Origin of the sequence: Kosakonia sp. H02 (assembly GCA_030704225.1) — a bacterium.
Lineage (GTDB): Bacteria > Pseudomonadota > Gammaproteobacteria > Enterobacterales > Enterobacteriaceae > Kosakonia.
In genome coordinates, this window is the sequence record CP131915.1 from 2,816,200 (window position 1) to 2,833,534 (window position 17,335).

The window sequence follows — 17,335 nt, forward strand, 5'->3', positions numbered from 1 at the left end:
AAACATTAGCCAATTATAAGTCGTCAAAGACGTTTAGCGCATCGGTAAGCTTTTTCACGCCAAAGATTTGCATGCCTTCCGGCACTTTCTTCGGCACATTTGCCGCCGGCACGATGGCGCGACGAAAACCGTGCTTCGCAGCTTCAGAAATACGCTCCTGACCACTCGGCACCGGACGGATTTCACCGGCCAGCCCCACTTCGCCGAAAACAACTAAATCCTGCGGTAGCGGGCGGTCACGCAGGCTGGAGACCATTGCCAGCAGCAGCGCGAGGTCGGCACTGGTTTCGGTCACTTTCACACCGCCAACCACATTGACGAATACGTCCTGGTCGGCCATTTGCAAGCCGCCGTGGCGATGCAGTACCGCCAGTAAAATCGCCAGACGGTTTTGCTCAAGCCCCACCGCCACGCGGCGCGGGTTCGCCATCATTGAGTGATCAACCAGCGCCTGAATCTCCACCAGCAGCGGACGCGTTCCTTCCCAGACCACCATCACCGAACTGCCGGAGGTGACTTCATCCCCGCGGCTAAGGAAAATTGCCGACGGGTTGCTGACTTCACGCAGGCCTTGTTCGGTCATGGCAAACACGCCCAGTTCATTGACCGCGCCGAAACGGTTTTTGTGGCTACGCAGAGTACGAAAACGGGAGTCGGCATCGCCGTCGAGCAATACAGAACAGTCAATACAGTGCTCCAGCACTTTTGGCCCCGCAAGCGATCCATCTTTGGTGACATGGCCAACCATGACAATCGCCACGCCGCGGGTTTTGGCGAACCGCGTGAGATAAGCAGCCGTTTCGCGCACCTGCGCAACGCTACCGGGCGACGACTGGATATCGGCCATATGCATCACCTGAATGGAGTCGATAACCATCAGCTTCGGCTGCTCTTCCTCTGCAATCATGCAGATTTGCTCGATGCTGGTTTCCGACAGCATATTCAAATTGCCAGTCGGCAAGCCTAAGCGATGCGCGCGCATTGCTACCTGCTGCAACGACTCTTCGCCGGTGACATACAGGGTTTTCATCTGTTCAGCGAGTTTGCACAGGGTTTGCAACAGCAGCGTGGATTTCCCTGCGCCAGGATTGCCGCCGATGAGAATCGCGCTGCCAGGCACAACGCCACCGCCTAGCACGCGGTCAAACTCTTTAAAACCGGTGGAGAAGCGCGGCAGCGCCTCAAGGCTAATATCGGCAAGCTTTTGCACTTTCGACACGCCCGCACTGCCTGCATAACCGGCCAGGCGTTCATTACGCGCCACAGTTGGCGAAGCGGCAACGCGCACTTCGGTAATGGTGTTCCAGGCATGACAGGCGCTGCATTGCCCCTGCCAGCGCGGATAATCAGCGCCGCACTCATTACAGACAAACGCACGTTTAGGAGCTTTCGCCACAATTACCTCTATTTCTTATTCAAGCTACCGGAAAGGATACAAAATACGCCCATCAGGTCGGCGTGGCGAATCGTCACTTCCGCTTTTTCATTTACCGTCGGTTTCGCGTGGTAGGCAATGCCCAGCCCGGCGGCTTTGATCATCGGTAAGTCGTTCGCACCATCGCCAATTGCCACGGTTTGCTCCGCAGCAATCTCATATTTTTCAGCCAGTTGGTTGAGCGTGTTGGCTTTGTACTGCGCATCAACGATATCGCCCAGCACCAGGCCGGTGAATTTCCCGTCCATGATTTCTAATTCGTTGGCGACCGCCGCCGTCAAATGCAGCTTGTCACGCAGATAATCGGCAAAGAACGTAAAACCACCAGAGGCGATAGCCACTTTCCAGCCAAGGGTTTGCAGTTTTAGCACCAGTTGCACAAGGCCCGGCATCAGCGGCAGTTTTTCACGCACATGCAGCAGGATATTGGCATCCGCACCTTTCAGTGTGGCAACGCGGCTGCGCAGGCTGGCGGTAAAATCGAGCTCGCCGCGCATGGCGCGCTCGGTTACTTCGGCGACCATATCGCCAGTACCCGCCAGTTTGGCGATTTCATCAATGCACTCAATCTGAATAGCGGTGGAGTCCATATCCATAACCAGCAGACCCGGCGAGCGAAGATGCGGGATTTTTCCCAGCGGCGCAACATCCAACCCTTCGTCGTGTGCCAGACGCGTGGCGCGTGGCGTTAACGAACCGGCCAGGCGAATCACCTGATAATCATCCACGCACCAGGCCGAAACGATGACCATCGCGGCACCCAGTTTGCGCTGGTAGGTTGTCAGACACTGCTTATCCAGGCTGCGACCATACAGAAGCCAGCCGCTACGACCAGCGTGATAATCCAGCGGCATGACCTCGTCACCACTTAAAGAGAGCGGCAACCCCGGCCACTGAGAAACATCACCGGGCAGATCGCACCAGGTCAGACTGTTAGGCATTAAAGCTCCTGTAAAAACGTTCGCGCCAGAAAGCATTGGAGGGGAAAATCACGCAAGAGGCTACCTTGTAACCGGCGCTTCTGGCAACATTAAGCCTCAAATTTTCAACAGGTGGAATATGACTCGCGCAAAACTTAAATTTCGGCTGCACCGCGCCGTGATAGTCCTTATCTGCCTGGCACTGCTGGTCGCGCTTATGCAGGGCGCATCCTGGTTCAGCCAGAACCATCAACGCCAGCGAAACCCACAGTTTGAAGAGCTGGCCAGAACGCTGGCGCGCCAGGTGACGCTTAACCTTACACCGCTGATGCGCACCGAAACGCCGGATGAAAAACGCATCAGTGTCGTGCTGCGCCAGCTTACCGAAGAGAGCCGGATTCTGGATGCGGGCGTTTACGATGCACAAGGCGATTTAGTGGCTCGCTCCGGCGAAAGCATTGACGTACGCGACCGGCTGGCGCTGGATGGCAAAAAAGCGGGCGGCTACTTTAACCAGCAAATTGTCGAACCGATCCAGGGGAAAAATGGCCCGCTGGGTTATTTGCGTTTGACGCTCGATACCCACACGCTGGCGACAGAAGCTAAACAGGTGGATAACACCACCAATATTCTGCGCTTGATGCTGCTGTTATCGCTGGCGATTGGCGTGGTGCTGACGCGCACGTTATTGCAGGGTAAACGCACCCGCTGGCAGCAGTCGCCCTTCCTGCTGACCGCCAATAAACCGGTACCGGAAGAAGAAGAACAGGAAAAGAAAGAGTAGCCGCTGCGGCTCCAGGTTCGCTAACTGAATGCTATAGAAAAGGAAATCTGTTATGTCGACGCTTCGCCTTCTTATCTCCGACTCTTACGATCCGTGGTTCAACCTGGCGGTAGAGGAGTGTATTTTCCGCCAGATGCCCGCCACGCAACGTGTCCTGTTTTTGTGGCGCAACGCCGATACGGTGGTGATTGGCCGGGCGCAGAACCCATGGAAAGAGTGCAATACCCGGCGCATGGAAGAAGATAACGTGCGGCTGGCAAGGCGCAGTAGCGGCGGCGGCGCGGTGTTCCACGATCTCGGTAATACCTGTTTTACCTTTATGGCGGGCAAACCGGAGTACGACAAAACCATCTCCACCTCTATTGTTCTCAATGCGCTGAATTCCCTTGGCGTGACCGCCGAAGCCTCCGGGCGTAACGATTTGGTGGTAAAAACGCCCGAGGGCTTCCGCAAAGTCTCGGGCTCGGCGTACCGCGAAACCAAAGATCGCGGCTTTCACCACGGCACTTTACTGCTCAATGCCGATCTCAGCCGCCTGGCGAACTATCTCAATCCGGACAAAAAGAAATTACAGGCCAAAGGCATCACCTCCGTGCGTGGTCGGGTGGCAAATCTGGTCGATCTGCTGCCGGGGATCACCCATGAGCAGGTCTGCAAGGCAGTGACGGAAGCCTTTTTTGCTCACTACGGCGAACGCGTTGAGGCAGAAATTATCTCGCCGGACAAAACACCGGACTTGCCGAATTTCGCCGAAACCTTCGCCCGACAAAGCAGTTGGGAATGGAACTTCGGCCAGGCTCCCGCCTTCAGCCATTTGCTGGATGAACGCTTTACCTGGGGCGGCGTGGAGCTGCATTTCGACGTGGAGAAAGGCCATATCACCCGCACGCAGGTGTTTACCGACAGCCTGAACCCGGCCCCGCTGGAAGCGCTGGCGGCTCGTTTGCAGGGCTGCCTGTACCGGGCAGATATGCTGTCGCAGGAGTGTGATGCTTTATTGGTGGATTTCCCGGAGCAGGAACAGGAACTGCGCGAGCTTTCTGCATGGATTGCTGGCGCGGTGCGTTGATTGATGCGTTGTTGTGCAGGCCGGGTAAGGCGAAGCCGCCACCCGGCACAACAACCAATTACGCGTTATCGCCCAACAGGACAGATTCCAGCGCGATTTTAATCATGTCGTTAAACGTCGTCTGACGTTCAGCAGACGAGGTCTGCTCATGAGTACGGATATGGTCGGAAACGGTACAAATGGTCAACGCTTTCGCGCCGAATTCCGCCGCGACGCCGTAAATACCGGCCGCTTCCATTTCCACGCCCAGAATGCCGTACTTCTCCATCACGTCGAACATTTCGCCGTCCGGAGAGTAGAACAGATCCGCAGAAAAGAGGTTGCCCACGCGCGCGTCTACGCCGAGGGTTTTCGCTGCGTCAACGGCATTACGCACCATGTCGAAATCCGCGATAGCCGCGAAATCATGATCTTTGAAACGCATGCGGTTCACTTTGGAATCCGTGCACGCGCCCATACCGATAACGATGTCACGCAGTTTCACATCCATGCGCACGGCGCCGCAGGAGCCCACGCGAATGATTTTTTTCACGCCGAAATCGGTGATCAGCTCTTTGGTATAGATGGAGCAGGACGGAATGCCCATGCCGTGGCCCATCACAGAAATTTTGCGGCCTTTGTAAGTACCGGTGTAGCCCAACATGCCGCGCACATTGTTCACTTCGCGGTAATCTTCAAGGAAGGTTTCGGCAATGTGTTTAGCGCGCAGCGGATCGCCCGGCATCAGCACTACGTCAGCGAAATCGCCCATTTCGGCATTAATATGTGGGGTAGCCATTGTTGTTAATTCCTTTATGTCGTTTGGACAGAAAGGGCAGGAAAAGCCCCGCCCAAAATCATCAGAACATGGCTTTGCCATAGTCCATATCAGACACGCCGAAGTATTTGGCGATTGTCTGACCAATATCCGCGAAGGTTTCACGGTGGCCCAGCGAGCCCGGTTTCACTTTCGGGCCGTAAACCAGCACCGGAATGTGCTCACGCGTATGATCGGTGCCTTTCCAGGTCGGATCGCAGCCGTGGTCGGCGGTAAGGATCAGAATATCGTCTTCACCTACCAGTTCCATTAGCTCCGGCAGGCGGCGGTCGAACAGCTCCAGCCCACCCGCGTAACCGGCGACATCGCGGCGATGGCCCCATGATGAGTCAAAATCGACGAAGTTGGTAAAGACGATTGTCTTATCACCGGCCTCTTTCATCTCTTTCACGGTCGCATCAAACAGCGCATCCAGGCCGGTGGCTTTCACTTTTTTGGTGATACCGCAGTTAGCGTAGATATCGGCGATTTTGCCAACGGAAACGACGTGACCGTCCTTCTCTTCAACCAGTTTTTGCAACACCGTCGCAGACGGCGGCTCAACGGCCAGGTCATGGCGGTTACCGGTGCGCTGGAAGTTACCGGCTTTGTCGCCAACAAACGGACGCGCAATCACGCGGCCAATGTTGTAGCCGCCTTCGGTCAGCTCTTCACGGGCGATTTCGCACAGTTCATACAGCTTATCCAGGCCAAACGTCTCTTCGTGGCAGGCAATCTGGAACACCGAATCCGCAGAGGTGTAGAAAATCGGCTTGCCGGTTTTCATATGCTCTTCGCCAAGCTGATCGAGGATAACCGTGCCGGAAGAGTGGCAGTTGCCGAGATATCCCGGCAGGTTTGCGCGTTTAACCAGCTTATCCAGCAGTTCCTGCGGGAAGCTGTTTTCTGTATCGCTGAAGTAGCCCCAGTCGAACAGCACGGGCACACCGGCGATTTCCCAGTGGCCAGACGGCGTATCTTTTCCGGAAGAGAGCTCATGCGCCCATGCATAAGCGCCGGTGATTTCAGCATTTGCATCCATTCCGGCAGGAATAAAACCGGTTGCGCCTTCATGGGCTTTTGCCAGACCCAGGCGGGTGAGATTGGGTAAATTCAGCGGGCCTTTACGCCCGGTATCTGCTTCACCTTTTGCACAGGCTTCAGCAATGTGGCCGAGGGTGTCGGAACCCGCGTCGCCAAAGCGCTCCGCGTCTTCAGCCGCGCCGATGCCGAAAGAGTCCAGCACCATAATAAATGCACGTTTCATATGTTCTCCGTACCTTGTGCTTTGAAAAAAAGCGATCAGATCAGTATACCGCTATTCAGTAATGCGGCGATAGACCGTCGGCGTCTCTTTTGGTGCGTTGTCGCTCACAGCACACGCGGCTTTCACCGCCTGCGCGGCGTCCTGCCAACTGGCTTCGTCTTTGGCGTGAATGATCGCCAGCGGACGTTGGCCGTCAACCCGTTCGCCCAGACGCACCATTTCGGTTAAACCGACGCTGTAATCAATGGGATCGGTTGCCTGGCGACGACCGCCGCCCAGCGCCACTACCGCCATCCCCAGCGCGCGGGTATCCATAGCGCTGATAAACCCTTCGTCCTCGGCATACACCGCTTTGCTCAGGGTCGCGGTCGGCAAGTATTTCGCGTAATTTTCGACAAAATCCTGCGGGCCTTTTTGCGCCGCCACCATGCGACCAAAAATCTCGGCCGCTTTGCCGTTATCCAGCACCGCTTGTAACTTCGCTCGCGCGTCGGCGTCATCTTTAGCCAGCTTGCCGGAGATGAGCATCTCCACGCACAGCGCCATCGTCACGTCAAACAGGCGTGGATTGCGGTATTCACCGGTCAGGAACTGCACCGCTTCACGCACTTCTACCGCGTTGCCGGCACTGGAGGCCAGCACCTGGTTCATGTCAGTCAGCAGCGCCGTGGTGCGCACGCCTGCGCCATTCGCCACGCCAACAATCGCTTGTGCCAGTTGTTCAGAGAGCGCGTAGGTTGGCATAAATGCGCCGCTACCGACTTTTACGTCCATCACCAGCGCATCAATGCCTTCTGCCAGTTTCTTGGCGAGGATCGAGGCAGTGATCAGCGGAATGGAGTCCACCGTCGCGGTGATATCGCGGGTGGCATAAAAACGTTTATCCGCCGGAGCCAGCGAGTTGGTCTGGCCGATAATCGCCACGCCAACGTCTTTGATAATCTCGCGAAAACGGTTGTCATCCGGGAAAATGTCAAAACCCGGGATCGCTTCCAGTTTGTCGAGCGTACCGCCCGTGTGACCAAGGCCGCGCCCGGAAATCATCGGAATATAGCCGCCGCAGGCCGCCACCATCGGGCCGAGCATCAGCGATGTCACATCACCGACGCCGCCGGTGGAGTGCTTATCGACGACCGGGCCGTTAAGGTTGAGGCTTTTCCAGTCGAGAACGGTTCCGGAATCCCGCATCGCCATGGTCAGCGACACGCGCTCGGGCATGGTCATATCATGGAAGAAAATGGTCATCGCAAGAGCGGCAATCTGCCCTTCAGAGACGGTGTTGTCGCGAATTCCATTGATAAAGAAGCGGATCTCTTCATCACTCAGCGCGATACCGTCGCGTTTTTTACGAATAATTTCTTGAGCGAGAAACAAGGTAACCCCCTGAGGAATAAAGTCGAAAGGCCGGGCACGCTTCGCGCCACCCGGTAATCACAAATCAGTAACCGCTGGCGCTTTTACCATCGCCATGACCAAGCGCTTTCAGCAAGCTCGCCAGCAGGCTGGACGCACCAAAACGGTAGTGACGGGCATCGGCCCAGTCCGCGCCAAACAGTTCATCGGCAACGGCCAGGTACTGCTGCGCATCTTCCGCCGTGCGCACGCCACCAGCCGGTTTGAAACCAACGGTTTTCTCAACGCCCATATCGCGGATCACTTCCAGCATAATGCGCGCGCTTTCCGGGGTCGCATTCACCGGCACTTTACCGGTAGAGGTTTTAATGAAATCCGCTCCGGCTTTAATGGAAATTTCAGACGCTTTGCGAATCAAGGCTTCTTCTTTCAACTCACCGGTTTCGATGATCACTTTCAGCAGCACGTTGGCCGCCGCGCACGCTTCTTTGCACGCTTTCACTAAATCAAAACCGACCTGCTCGTTACCGGCAATCAGCGCGCGGTACGGGAACACGACGTCCACTTCATCCGCGCCGTAGGCAATCGCTGCGCGAGTTTCTGCCAGCGCGATCTCAATATCATCGTTGCCATGCGGGAAGTTGGTGACGGTGGCAATACGGATTTCCGGCGTGCCCTGCGCTTTCAGCGTCTTGCGCGCAATCGGGATAAAACGCGGGTAAATGCAAATGGCGGCGGTGTTGCCGACCGGGGTTTTCGCCTGATGGCACAGGGTGATGACTTTTTCGTTGGTGTCATCGTCATTCAGGGTGGTCAGATCCATCAGTTTCAGCGCGCGCAGGCTGCTGGCAGTTAAATCAGTCATATTCTCTCCGACGGCGTAGTGCCGGTTTCTGTTCGGGTTTGTGAGTATTTTAACATTCACCCACAATTACACTTCGACACTCATCACAGTTAGCGAAAACTTAATTCACGCTTGCAATACCATAATGAGACCTTGATCAAATTTACTCGCCTGATAAAGGACGCAGTGACCTAAGAGGCTCAGGCACATTTGAATGTTAGAATTCTAACACAAGAGAACATCGCCAGCCGCTGAAAAAACCTTATGGGCGCGATACGGGCAGCGCGAAGAGATGATGGGTGTTGTTAAACAGCGCGTCAGCAATCACATCTGGCGCTTCCGGGCGTAACTCGCATAAGGTTTCAAACACGTTTGCCGCCTGCTCCGGGCGGTTGGGCTGGCCCTGAAAACCGTTGAGCGGCATATCCGGCGCGTCCGTTTCCAGCAACAGCGCGGAAAGCGGCAGACGTGCCATCACATCGCGGGTTTTGCTGGCGCGCGGATACGTAATCGTGCCGCCCACGCCAATGTAATACCCGAGATCGACAAAGCGCTGTGCCTGTTGCAGGCTGCCAGCGAAACCGTGCACCACGCCGGTACGTGGCAGGCTCTGTTTTTTCAAATGCATCGCCAGCTTATCGTGGGTACGGCGTGAATGGAGGATAACCGGCAGTTCAAAGCGCTTTGCCAGTTGCAATTGCGCATCAAGAAGCTGCTGCTGGCGTTCAAATTGCGGGTTATCACGGTAGAGATCGAGGCCAATTTCGCCGATTGCGATCACTTTGTCTGGCTTTGCCGCCAGACACTGTTCCAGGCGCTGAAGGCTCTGTTCGGTGTGCTCTTCCACCACAATGGGATGCAGCCCCAGCGCGGCATACAGCGCCGTGTGCTGGTGGGCTAAATTGCACACGCGTTCGAAATAGCGTGCAGCAATGGCCGGAACAATAATGCGCTCCACACCCGCGTCGGCTGCGCGAGCAATGCTGGCGGCTTCATTACCGGTAAAAGGGTCGAAATCAAAATGACAGTGGGTATCGATAAAGCGGAAATTCACGCCGTATCCTCTTTATTAATGGGGAGATCGTTAGCCTGCGGTGCAATAACCAGCGGCGTGTCCAGCGCATCGTTCGCCACTATGGCCGGCGGAACCACGCGCGTTGCCGGAGGAATAACCGGTGAATGGCGCAGCAGCGGCGGCGTTTCTGCCAGCAGTTTTCCCACCGTTGCCAGAAAATAGCGCCCGCACAAACGCCCGATTTTGTAATCTTCACGTAGCGCCGGTAACCGGCTGCCCAGCGCCATACTGTTAAGCAGCTTCGGCGGATAGATTTCAATAATGCGCAGTTTTCCCGGCGGCGTTTCGATAAAGCGCTGGGTCGCCAGGTAACTTTTCTCGTGATGCTGCACCAGATTCACCAACGGCTTCAGGCTGCTTTCCCCCAGCCAGCGTTCCATACGTTTGAACCACTGTGGCGTGTAATACATCTGCGAAGGCACCGTGCGGATCACGACAATAGTATCCGCCCCGCGTTTTGCCGCTTCCTGCACCGGAATGGCATCGCTCACGCCACCGTCCAGATAATTCACACCGCTTAGCGCCACGCCGGTGCGGTAAAAGCCGGGGATCGCGCTGGATGCGCGGATCAAATCCAGCCACGTCTGGTGCGTCGGTGCAAAATACTCTGCCGTGTAATCATCCTGGCGGCAGGCACACATATAAAAAGCTTTGCCGCCATCAAAGGCGCGCGCCGCATAATCCATCGCCAGCGGCATTTGTGTAGACGTTGATTCTACTAACCAGTCGAGATCGATAAGATTGCCGCCGCGCACAAAGCGCAGCGGATCAAAAAATTCGCGGGTGGTGGTGTAGCGCATAATCACTTTGCGGGCGTAACCCGGTTGGTTACAGACATACGCTGAAAGGTTTTGCGCACCGGCAGAGGTACCGAAATAGAGATCGAAGGGGTTGAATTGCGCGCGCATGAACTCATCCAGCACGCCCGCGGTAAAAATCCCACGTTGACCACCGCCCTCACATACCAGTGCGAGACGGCCTGGACGAAACGGTTTTAATGTCAGCGGCGCAATGTTGCCAAGCGTTATGGGAATATGCTGCCCCACCTTGCTTTCCTTTTAGTCAGTTGTAAAAACAAAGTAGCGCAATTTTTACCCGCCTGAAACAGCAAAGCCAGTCACGTGGACTGGCTTTAATGTAACCGAAGTTTAAGCGTGTTATACGCTATGGACGCCGACGACCCATGAACAGGCTTACCAGGAACAGGATGATACCAACGATGAAGACGATCTTCGCCGCACCTGCCGCTGTCCCCGCTAATCCACCAAAGCCCAGAGCGGCGGCAATTAACGCGATAACCAGAAATATGATGCCCCAACGAAACATAAGACTCTCCTTTACCATAGTTAATGTCGACCGCGTAAGGTGGGCGCTCAGGTTGCCCACCTGCGATATTTCCTGCTACAAATTTGCCGCGCCCGGTAGCTTCCGGGCGCTGGCTTTTTTAGGAACCGTTATTTGACTTTAAGATCGTTCTTCACGCTTTTAACGCCATCAACGGCTTTGGCGATGCTTTCAGCGCGCTCACTTTGAGCCTGTGATTCAACCGTACCGGATAACTGCACTACGCCATCGGTCGTTTCCACTTTCACCATACGGGAAGGGACGATATCGTCGGCCAGCAATTTCGCTTTGATTTCACTGGTTGTTGCGGTATCACCCGCGTAACCTTTCACCGAACCGGATTTCGCGTCGCGAACGTGCAGTTTGTCACTGACAGAAGCAACGCCTTCAACGCCTTTCGCTACGGAAACCGCCTGTTCAGCCTGCTCCTGGCTTTCAACGAAGCCGCTCAGCGTGACCACTTTTTTATCCGTTTTCACGGAAATATCGGTGCTTTTGATGTTTTCATGATCGACCAGCGCCGCTTTTACCTTCGCGGTGATGGTGCTGTCGTCCATGAACCCACCGACTTTATTCATTGAGCTATCAATTTTATCCCCTGTGCTTGATGCCGCGTTTTGCGTTTTGTCGGTGGTTGTTTCTGCCGCAAAGGCAGAACCGCTTACCAGAACAGAACCCAATGCAACAGCCAGCAGAGTTTTTGAAATATTCAGCTTTGTCATAGTCATCGATGTCATTCCTATTAGTTTGCCCACAATTTGGGCCATTGCAGCGACCAGGCTGCGCAACTGCTGTGGTGAAATTCACCAAATCAGCGTTATGGTCACAATCGCATTCCGGCGAATTGCTACGCTGACGCAGTTGTTAATATCATCCTGTGATGTGTTGAGTGGATAAAAGACCATTAAACACGCAATGAACAGGACTTTTAGCCACTCAACTTGTCGAATTGCTACGCTGACGCAGTTGTTAATATCATCCTGTGATGTGTTGAGTGGATAAAAGACCATTAAACACGCAATGAACAGGACTTTTAGCCACTCAACTTGTCATCACTTTGTTAAATATAGATCACTATCGACAAAGATCCTGGCGGAGTGGCTAAAAAGCGGGCAACAGGCAGAAAAATGCAGGGTTTTAAGAACTTTCCGCAAGGGGCTAATAAGACAAGGAAAGTGCAGGAGCGCGGCGGATACCGCGCTCCGTGGGGGATTAGTGTTCGCGGGTTTTATGGAAGGTCACTTCTGGGTAGCGTTCCTGAGTCAGGTTCAGGTTGACCATCGTTGGCGCGATATAGGTCAGATTATCGCCACCGTCGAGCGCCAGTTGCATTTCATTCTTACGCTTGAACTCTTCAAATTTCTTCACGTCGCTGCTTTCCACCCAACGCGCCGTCGCCACGTTGACCGATTCGTACACCGCTTCCACGTTGTACTCGCTTTTCAGACGCGACACGACCACATCAAATTGCAGCACCCCGACCGCGCCAACGATCAGATCGTTGTTGGCAATCGGACGGAACACCTGCACAGCGCCCTCTTCCGAAAGCTGGACCAGGCCTTTCAGTAGCTGCTTCTGTTTCAGCGGATCGCGCAGACGAATGCGGCGGAACAGTTCCGGGGCGAAGTTCGGGATACCGGTGAACTTCATCATTTCGCCCTGGGTGAAGGTATCACCGATCTGAATGGTGCCGTGGTTATGCAGGCCGATGATATCGCCCGGATAGGCTTCTTCAACGTGAGAACGGTCGCCCGCCATAAAGGTCAACGCGTCAGAAATGACCACATCTTTTCCGGTACGCACCTGGCGCAACTTCATGCCTTTTTCATAACGGCCGGAAACTACACGCATAAACGCCACGCGGTCACGGTGTTTCGGATCCATGTTGGCCTGGATCTTAAACACAAAGCCGGTGAACTTCTCATCGTCAGCTTTCACCTCGCGCACATCGGTTTTGCGCGGCATCGGTGCAGGAGCCCACGCCACCAGGCCATCAAGCATATGATCGACGCCAAAGTTCCCCAGCGCCGTGCCGAAGAAGACCGGGGTAAGATCGCCGCTCAGGAACAGCTCTTTGTCGAACTCGTTGGATGCGCCCTGCACCAGTTCCAGCTCATCACGCAACTGCTGCGCCAGATCGTCGCCAACGGCTTTATCGAGATCCGGGTTATTCAGCCCTTTAACAATGCGCACTTCCTGAATGGTGTGGCCCTGACCGGTCTGGTACAGATAAGTTTCATCTTTATAGAGGTGATAAACGCCTTTAAACAGTTTGCCGCAGCCAATCGGCCAGGTAATCGGTGCACAGGCGATTTTCAGCTCATTTTCCACTTCATCCAGCAGCTCCATCGGGTCGCGGATGTCACGGTCAAGTTTGTTCATAAAGGTCAGGATCGGCGTATCGCGCAGACGGGTGACTTCCATCAGCTTGCGGGTCCGGTCCTCAACGCCTTTTGCCGCATCGATAACCATCAGACAGCAGTCCACGGCGGTTAGCGTACGGTAAGTATCTTCGGAGAAGTCTTCGTGCCCTGGGGTATCAAGCAGGTTCACCAGGCTTTCGCGGTACGGGAACTGCATAACAGAGGTGGTGATTGAGATACCACGCTGCTTTTCCATCTCCATCCAGTCGGATTTCGCGTGCTGGTTGGAGCCACGGCCTTTCACCGTACCAGCGGTTTGAATGGCCTGTCCGAACAACAGCACCTTCTCAGTGATGGTGGTTTTACCGGCATCGGGGTGCGAGATGATAGCGAACGTACGGCGCTTCGCCACCTCTTGAAAATAAGGAGACAACGTCATAATAGAAATCTTCTGTGTCATTGCGCGGCCGCAGGCCACGCGAGGGAATACGAAAAATGCGGCTATTGTACTCAACGGCTGAATGCAGACAATCAATGTTTACACAGGAGTTGCTCCAGTTCGTTCAGGGACGTTACGGTCCAGGTCGGATTGATGCCCTCGGGCAATGTGCGGCCATGAGCATTGAGCCAGCATGTCGACAGCCCGGCGTTGATACCGCCTAAAATGTCCGATTCCGCCGTATCGCCCACCATCAGTACGCGCGAGCGATCCGGGTTACCCGCTTGCTGTAGCGCATAATCAAAAATCTTCGCATCGGGTTTGGCGACGCCCACTTCTTCGGAAATGACTAATAAATCAAAGTAGTCGCGAAGCCCGGTACGTTCCAGGCGGATTTGCTGCAACGCGGTGAAACCATTGGTGATAATGCCCAGCTTCGCTTTGCCTTTCAGGCTGTCGAGCAGCGATACGGCGCCCGGCAGCGGCGCGCAGATGGCGGCCATGGCATTCAAAAACGCGTCGTTAAGGGAGCCCGCGGGCACGTTCAGGCGCTCTGACCAGTTTTGAAAACGCTGGTGCTGCAATTGCAGCGCTGTGATGGCTCCGTTTTGGTAATCCACCCAAAGCGGCTTGTTAACAGACTGATATTCCAGAAAATCCTGGTCGGTGAATGTCACGCTATAGTCAAGAAACATCCGTTGTAAGCCGCCGAACGCATCAAAGGTGAACAGCGTTTCGTCAGCATCAAAGAGTATCCAGTCCCATTTCATTACATCACCTTTTATTCAATTACAGAGGGAGGGCCATGATTATCGCGTCCTCACGCCCGTTGGCCGTGGGGTAATAATTACGACGAATGGTCGCCTCGTTAAAACCTAAACTTTCATACAACGCGATAGCGCCGGTGTTAGATGCGCGAACTTCCAGCCACAACGTCAGAACGTCACGCTTTTCCAGCTCGCCAATCAAATGTTCCAGCAACTGTCGACCAAGACCTTTTCGTTGCCAGGCAGGGTCGACGGCGATATTGAACAGCGTGGCTTCATCCAGCACCACCTGCGTGATGGCGAAGGCCACCATGTCGTCTCCCACCATCAGTCGATAGTTGAGGTAGCGTTCTCCCTGATTGCTGGCGAGCGTTTTTTCGCTCCAGGGAAAGGTGTGCGCCCGGGTTTCAATGTGGTATGCGCGGGCTAAGTCAGTCGTGCTGAGGGAAGAAATCGTGTTCATGTTCGCAGATTTGTCGCCATAACGCGGCGCGCGCCGCAGGGTTTGCGCGTAACTCATCAACAGTGGGCGTCGAGACTTGCGCCCCCGGCAGTGCCAGCGGCTCTTCAACGCCGAGCAGCCAGCTATTGCACTGGCTATCCGCCGGTAGCATCGCGACGCGATCGGGCGTGAGTTGCAACACTTGATCCGCCGTCACGGTTAGCGTACGCAGCACATCCGTGATGAGCGGATCGCTCAATGCGGGCAGTGCCGGTGCAACCATCACCAGGCGAATATGCGCAGGCAGCGAAATGGCGATCTCACCCTGCAACGCCGCCGGGCGGCGCAGGGTCCACTGGGTAATGCCCAGTTGTTGTAATTGCCAGTCGCGTCGGGAAGTCATCGTGAAACACTCCTGTATCAGGCGCGCAAATATAACAAACTCGACGAAAATGCGCCATCGACACGCAGCCAACAAAGAGGCAATGCGAAAGCTAACGTGTTACACAAAATCATTCGTGCTGCGTCGAGGCGGCAAGACTGAGTATCCCCGGGAGCTTACACAAGTAAGTGACTGGGGTACGAAGGCGCAGCCAACAAAGAGGCAGCGCGAAGGATAACGTGTATAATCGCCGGCTAAGTTTAACGAGGAACCATCATCCATGTCTGCTTTTACCCCGGCAAGTGAAGTCTTGCTGCGCCACAGTGACGATTTCGAACCCAGCCGCACGCTTTTTGCTGGTGACTTGCAGGATGACCTGCCCGCACGCCTGGACACTGCCGAAAGCCGTGCCTGGACCCAACAGTTCCACCAGTGGCAAACCCTGAGCCAACAGATGGGCGATCGCGCAAGCTACAGCCTGGTTGCCGATAGCGCGACCGTTGGCGACAGTGACACGCTTATCTACTACTGGCCGAAAAACAAACCGGAAGCACTGTTTCAGCTGATGAATCTGCTGTCGCTGCTGCCAGTCGGTAGCGATATTTTTGTCGTGGGTGAAAACCGCAGTGGCGTGCGCAGTGCAGAGCAGATGCTGGCGGAATATTGCCCGCTTAATAAAGTCGACAGCGCCCGTCGCTGTGGCCTGTATCACGGGCGTCTGGAAAAAACGCCTGCCTTTGATGTGAACAGCTTCTGGGGCGAATACGCGCTGGACCCTCTGACCATCAAAACCCTGCCTGGCGTATTTAGCCGCGATGGGCTGGACGTCGGCAGCCATCTGTTGCTGACGACCCTGACGCCGCATACCAAAGGCAAAGTGCTGGATGTCGGCTGCGGCGCGGGCGTGCTCGCCGCTGTTCTGGCAAACCATTCACCGAAAGTGCGTTTGACGCTGTGTGACGTTTCGGCTCCGGCCGTCGAAGCCAGCCGCGCGACGCTTGCGGCCAATGGTTTTGAAGGCGAAGTCTTTGCCAGCAACGTGTTCTCGGAAGTGACCGGTCGTTTCGATATGATCATCTCCAACCCGCCGTTCCATGATGGCCTGCAAACCAGCCTTGAAGCCGCGCAGACATTGATTCGCGGCGCGGTTCGCCATCTCAATAGCGGCGGCGAGTTACGCATTGTTGCCAACGCCTTCCTGCCCTATCCGAAGGTGTTGGATGAAGTCTTTGGCTTCCACGAAGTCCTTGCGCAGACCGGGCGTTTCAAGGTTTACCGCACCGTAATGACGCGTCAGGCGCTGAAATAAGCGCCGTTCCCGGTGGGCATCGCTCACCGGGCCAATTTCCCTCTCGCCACACAGCGCCCGTTTTTGCAGCAATCAGCTTACGCCCATGTAATTAACTATTGACGAAATGTTGAAAACATCTAGAATGCGCCTCCGTGGTAACGATACTTCTTTTGTATCGATGGAATGCGAAGGTGGCGGAATTGGTAGACGCGCTAGCTTCAGGGGTTAGTGTTCTCACGGACGTGGGGGTTCAAGTCCCCCCCCTCGCACCATAAACCACGATTGATATCGCTCGCACTGTGCGAAGGTGGCGGAAGTGGTAGACGCGCTAGCTTCAGGTGTTAGTGTCCTTACGGACGTGGGGGTTCAAGTCCCCCCCCTCGCACCATAAACCACGATTGATATCGCTCGCACTGTGCGAAGGTGGCGGAATTGGTAGACGCGCTAGCTTCAGGGGGTAGTGTCCTTACGGACGTGGGGGTTCAAGTCCCCCCCCTCGCACCATAAACCTCGATTGATATCGCTCGCACTGTGCGAAGGTGGCGGACTTGGTAGACGCGCTAGCTTCAGGTGTTAGTGTCCTAACGGACGTGGGGGTTCAAGTCCCCCCCCTCGCACCATAAACCTCGATTGATATCGCTCGCACTGTGCGAAGGTGGCGGAATTGGTAGACGCGCTAGCTTCAGGTGTTAGTGTTCTCACGGACGTGGGGGTTCAAGTCCCCCCCCTCGCACCAACGAGGCGATATCTAAGTAAGATGTAAA

General features: G+C 55.2%; 17 protein-coding genes and 5 tRNA genes. 8 read left to right on the forward strand and 14 right to left on the reverse strand.

The window, feature by feature from the left end; all coding sequences use genetic code 11:
- Window positions 1-13: 13 nt before the first annotated feature.
- Together radA and serB are read right to left on the reverse strand one after the other, a co-directional pair.
- A complete protein-coding gene (radA, locus tag Q5705_13170) occupies window positions 14-1,396 on the reverse strand; it encodes a DNA repair protein RadA (protein ID WLI75550.1) in 1,383 nt (460 codons plus the stop codon).
- A gap of 8 nt (window positions 1,397-1,404) precedes the next feature.
- On the reverse strand, window positions 1,405-2,376 hold the full coding sequence (gene serB / locus Q5705_13175) for a phosphoserine phosphatase (GenBank protein WLI75551.1): 972 nt from the start codon (window positions 2,374-2,376) through the stop codon (window positions 1,405-1,407).
- Between the two features lie 118 nt (window positions 2,377-2,494).
- Between serB and Q5705_13180 the strand changes: the two genes are divergently transcribed.
- Both Q5705_13180 and lplA read left to right on the forward strand, forming a co-directional pair.
- Window positions 2,495-3,139, forward strand: a complete 645-nt coding sequence (locus Q5705_13180) for a YtjB family periplasmic protein (protein WLI75552.1) — start codon at window positions 2,495-2,497, stop codon at window positions 3,137-3,139.
- Window positions 3,140-3,191: 52 nt separating this feature from the next.
- Entirely contained in the window at window positions 3,192-4,208 is a 1,017-nt protein-coding gene (lplA, locus tag Q5705_13185; GenBank protein WLI75553.1) for a lipoate--protein ligase LplA, read from the forward strand.
- Window positions 4,209-4,266: 58 nt separating this feature from the next.
- Here lplA and deoD read toward each other — a convergent pair whose 3' ends face one another.
- The 12 genes from deoD to Q5705_13245 form a co-directional block, all read right to left on the reverse strand.
- Entirely contained in the window at window positions 4,267-4,986 is a 720-nt protein-coding gene (deoD, locus tag Q5705_13190) for a purine-nucleoside phosphorylase (GenBank protein ID WLI75554.1), read from the reverse strand.
- Between the two features lie 61 nt (window positions 4,987-5,047).
- A complete protein-coding gene (deoB, locus tag Q5705_13195; GenBank protein ID WLI75555.1) occupies window positions 5,048-6,271 on the reverse strand; it encodes a phosphopentomutase in 1,224 nt (407 codons plus the stop codon).
- Between the two features lie 51 nt (window positions 6,272-6,322).
- Window positions 6,323-7,645 carry a thymidine phosphorylase gene (gene deoA / locus Q5705_13200; protein ID WLI75556.1) on the reverse strand — a complete coding sequence of 441 codons (1,323 nt, stop codon included), beginning with the start codon at window positions 7,643-7,645 and terminating at the stop codon, window positions 6,323-6,325.
- 64 nt (window positions 7,646-7,709) lie between these two features.
- Window positions 7,710-8,489, reverse strand: coding sequence for a deoxyribose-phosphate aldolase (deoC, locus tag Q5705_13205; GenBank protein WLI75557.1), 780 nt, complete (start codon window positions 8,487-8,489; stop codon window positions 7,710-7,712).
- A 241-nt stretch (window positions 8,490-8,730) separates the two neighbouring features.
- A complete protein-coding gene (locus Q5705_13210; protein ID WLI75558.1) occupies window positions 8,731-9,522 on the reverse strand; it encodes a TatD family hydrolase in 792 nt (263 codons plus the stop codon).
- Complete coding sequence (locus Q5705_13215; protein WLI75559.1) at window positions 9,519-10,589, reverse strand: patatin family protein; 1,071 nt, start codon at window positions 10,587-10,589, stop codon at window positions 9,519-9,521. Before Q5705_13215 ends, Q5705_13210 begins: the two co-directional genes overlap by 4 nt.
- 118 nt (window positions 10,590-10,707) lie before the next feature.
- The gene (locus Q5705_13220) at window positions 10,708-10,869 is read right to left on the reverse strand and encodes a DUF1328 family protein (protein WLI75560.1); all 162 of its coding nucleotides are present in this window, start codon (window positions 10,867-10,869) and stop codon (window positions 10,708-10,710) included.
- A 128-nt stretch (window positions 10,870-10,997) separates the two neighbouring features.
- Window positions 10,998-11,615: a molecular chaperone OsmY gene (osmY, locus tag Q5705_13225; protein ID WLI75561.1), complete on the reverse strand. Its 618-nt coding sequence runs from the start codon at window positions 11,613-11,615 to the stop codon at window positions 10,998-11,000.
- A gap of 484 nt (window positions 11,616-12,099) precedes the next feature.
- Complete coding sequence (gene prfC, locus Q5705_13230) at window positions 12,100-13,689, reverse strand: peptide chain release factor 3 (GenBank protein WLI75562.1); 1,590 nt, start codon at window positions 13,687-13,689, stop codon at window positions 12,100-12,102.
- Window positions 13,690-13,781: 92 nt separating this feature from the next.
- On the reverse strand, window positions 13,782-14,459 hold the full coding sequence (gene yjjG / locus Q5705_13235) for a pyrimidine 5'-nucleotidase (protein WLI75563.1): 678 nt from the start codon (window positions 14,457-14,459) through the stop codon (window positions 13,782-13,784).
- Between the two features lie 19 nt (window positions 14,460-14,478).
- Entirely contained in the window at window positions 14,479-14,919 is a 441-nt protein-coding gene (gene rimI, locus Q5705_13240) for a ribosomal protein S18-alanine N-acetyltransferase (protein WLI75564.1), read from the reverse strand.
- A complete protein-coding gene (locus tag Q5705_13245) occupies window positions 14,888-15,301 on the reverse strand; it encodes a DNA polymerase III subunit psi (GenBank protein WLI75565.1) in 414 nt (137 codons plus the stop codon). The genes rimI and Q5705_13245 overlap by 32 nt, the downstream gene beginning before the upstream one ends.
- Window positions 15,302-15,560: 259 nt before the next feature.
- On the opposite strand from Q5705_13245, the gene rsmC reads away from it, so the two are divergent.
- The 6 genes from rsmC (at window position 15,561) to Q5705_13275 (ending at window position 17,307) form a co-directional block, all read left to right on the forward strand.
- Window positions 15,561-16,589 carry a 16S rRNA (guanine(1207)-N(2))-methyltransferase RsmC gene (rsmC, locus tag Q5705_13250; GenBank protein ID WLI75566.1) on the forward strand — a complete coding sequence of 343 codons (1,029 nt, stop codon included), beginning with the start codon at window positions 15,561-15,563 and terminating at the stop codon, window positions 16,587-16,589.
- Between the two features lie 167 nt (window positions 16,590-16,756).
- Window positions 16,757-16,843: transfer RNA gene (locus Q5705_13255), tRNA-Leu, on the forward strand.
- Between the two features lie 29 nt (window positions 16,844-16,872).
- Window positions 16,873-16,959, forward strand: a tRNA-Leu gene (locus tag Q5705_13260).
- Window positions 16,960-16,988: 29 nt separating this feature from the next.
- Window positions 16,989-17,075, forward strand: a tRNA-Leu gene (locus tag Q5705_13265).
- A 29-nt stretch (window positions 17,076-17,104) separates the two neighbouring features.
- Window positions 17,105-17,191: transfer RNA gene (locus tag Q5705_13270), tRNA-Leu, on the forward strand.
- A gap of 29 nt (window positions 17,192-17,220) precedes the next feature.
- Window positions 17,221-17,307: transfer RNA gene (locus Q5705_13275), tRNA-Leu, on the forward strand.
- Window positions 17,308-17,335 lie beyond the last annotated feature (28 nt).

Excerpts from the sequence above, each read along its gene's own strand:
- deoC (WLI75557.1), bottom strand. The coding sequence starts at position 8,489 with ATGACTGATTTAACTGCCAGCAGCCTGCGCGCGCTGAAACTGATGGAT.
- prfC (WLI75562.1), bottom strand. The coding sequence starts at position 13,689 with ATGACGTTGTCTCCTTATTTTCAAGAGGTGGCGAAGCGCCGTACGTTC.
- yjjG (WLI75563.1), bottom strand. The coding sequence starts at position 14,459 with ATGAAATGGGACTGGATACTCTTTGATGCTGACGAAACGCTGTTCACC.
- osmY (WLI75561.1), bottom strand. The coding sequence starts at position 11,615 with ATGACTATGACAAAGCTGAATATTTCAAAAACTCTGCTGGCTGTTGCA.
- deoB (WLI75555.1), bottom strand. The coding sequence starts at position 6,271 with ATGAAACGTGCATTTATTATGGTGCTGGACTCTTTCGGCATCGGCGCG.
- Q5705_13245 (WLI75565.1), bottom strand. The coding sequence starts at position 15,301 with ATGACTTCCCGACGCGACTGGCAATTACAACAACTGGGCATTACCCAG.
- rimI (WLI75564.1), bottom strand. The coding sequence starts at position 14,919 with ATGAACACGATTTCTTCCCTCAGCACGACTGACTTAGCCCGCGCATAC.
- deoD (WLI75554.1), bottom strand. The coding sequence starts at position 4,986 with ATGGCTACCCCACATATTAATGCCGAAATGGGCGATTTCGCTGACGTA.
- rsmC (WLI75566.1), top strand. The coding sequence starts at position 15,561 with ATGTCTGCTTTTACCCCGGCAAGTGAAGTCTTGCTGCGCCACAGTGAC.
- serB (WLI75551.1), bottom strand. The coding sequence starts at position 2,376 with ATGCCTAACAGTCTGACCTGGTGCGATCTGCCCGGTGATGTTTCTCAG.
- Q5705_13220 (WLI75560.1), bottom strand. The coding sequence starts at position 10,869 with ATGTTTCGTTGGGGCATCATATTTCTGGTTATCGCGTTAATTGCCGCC.
- Q5705_13180 (WLI75552.1), top strand. The coding sequence starts at position 2,495 with ATGACTCGCGCAAAACTTAAATTTCGGCTGCACCGCGCCGTGATAGTC.
- lplA (WLI75553.1), top strand. The coding sequence starts at position 3,192 with ATGTCGACGCTTCGCCTTCTTATCTCCGACTCTTACGATCCGTGGTTC.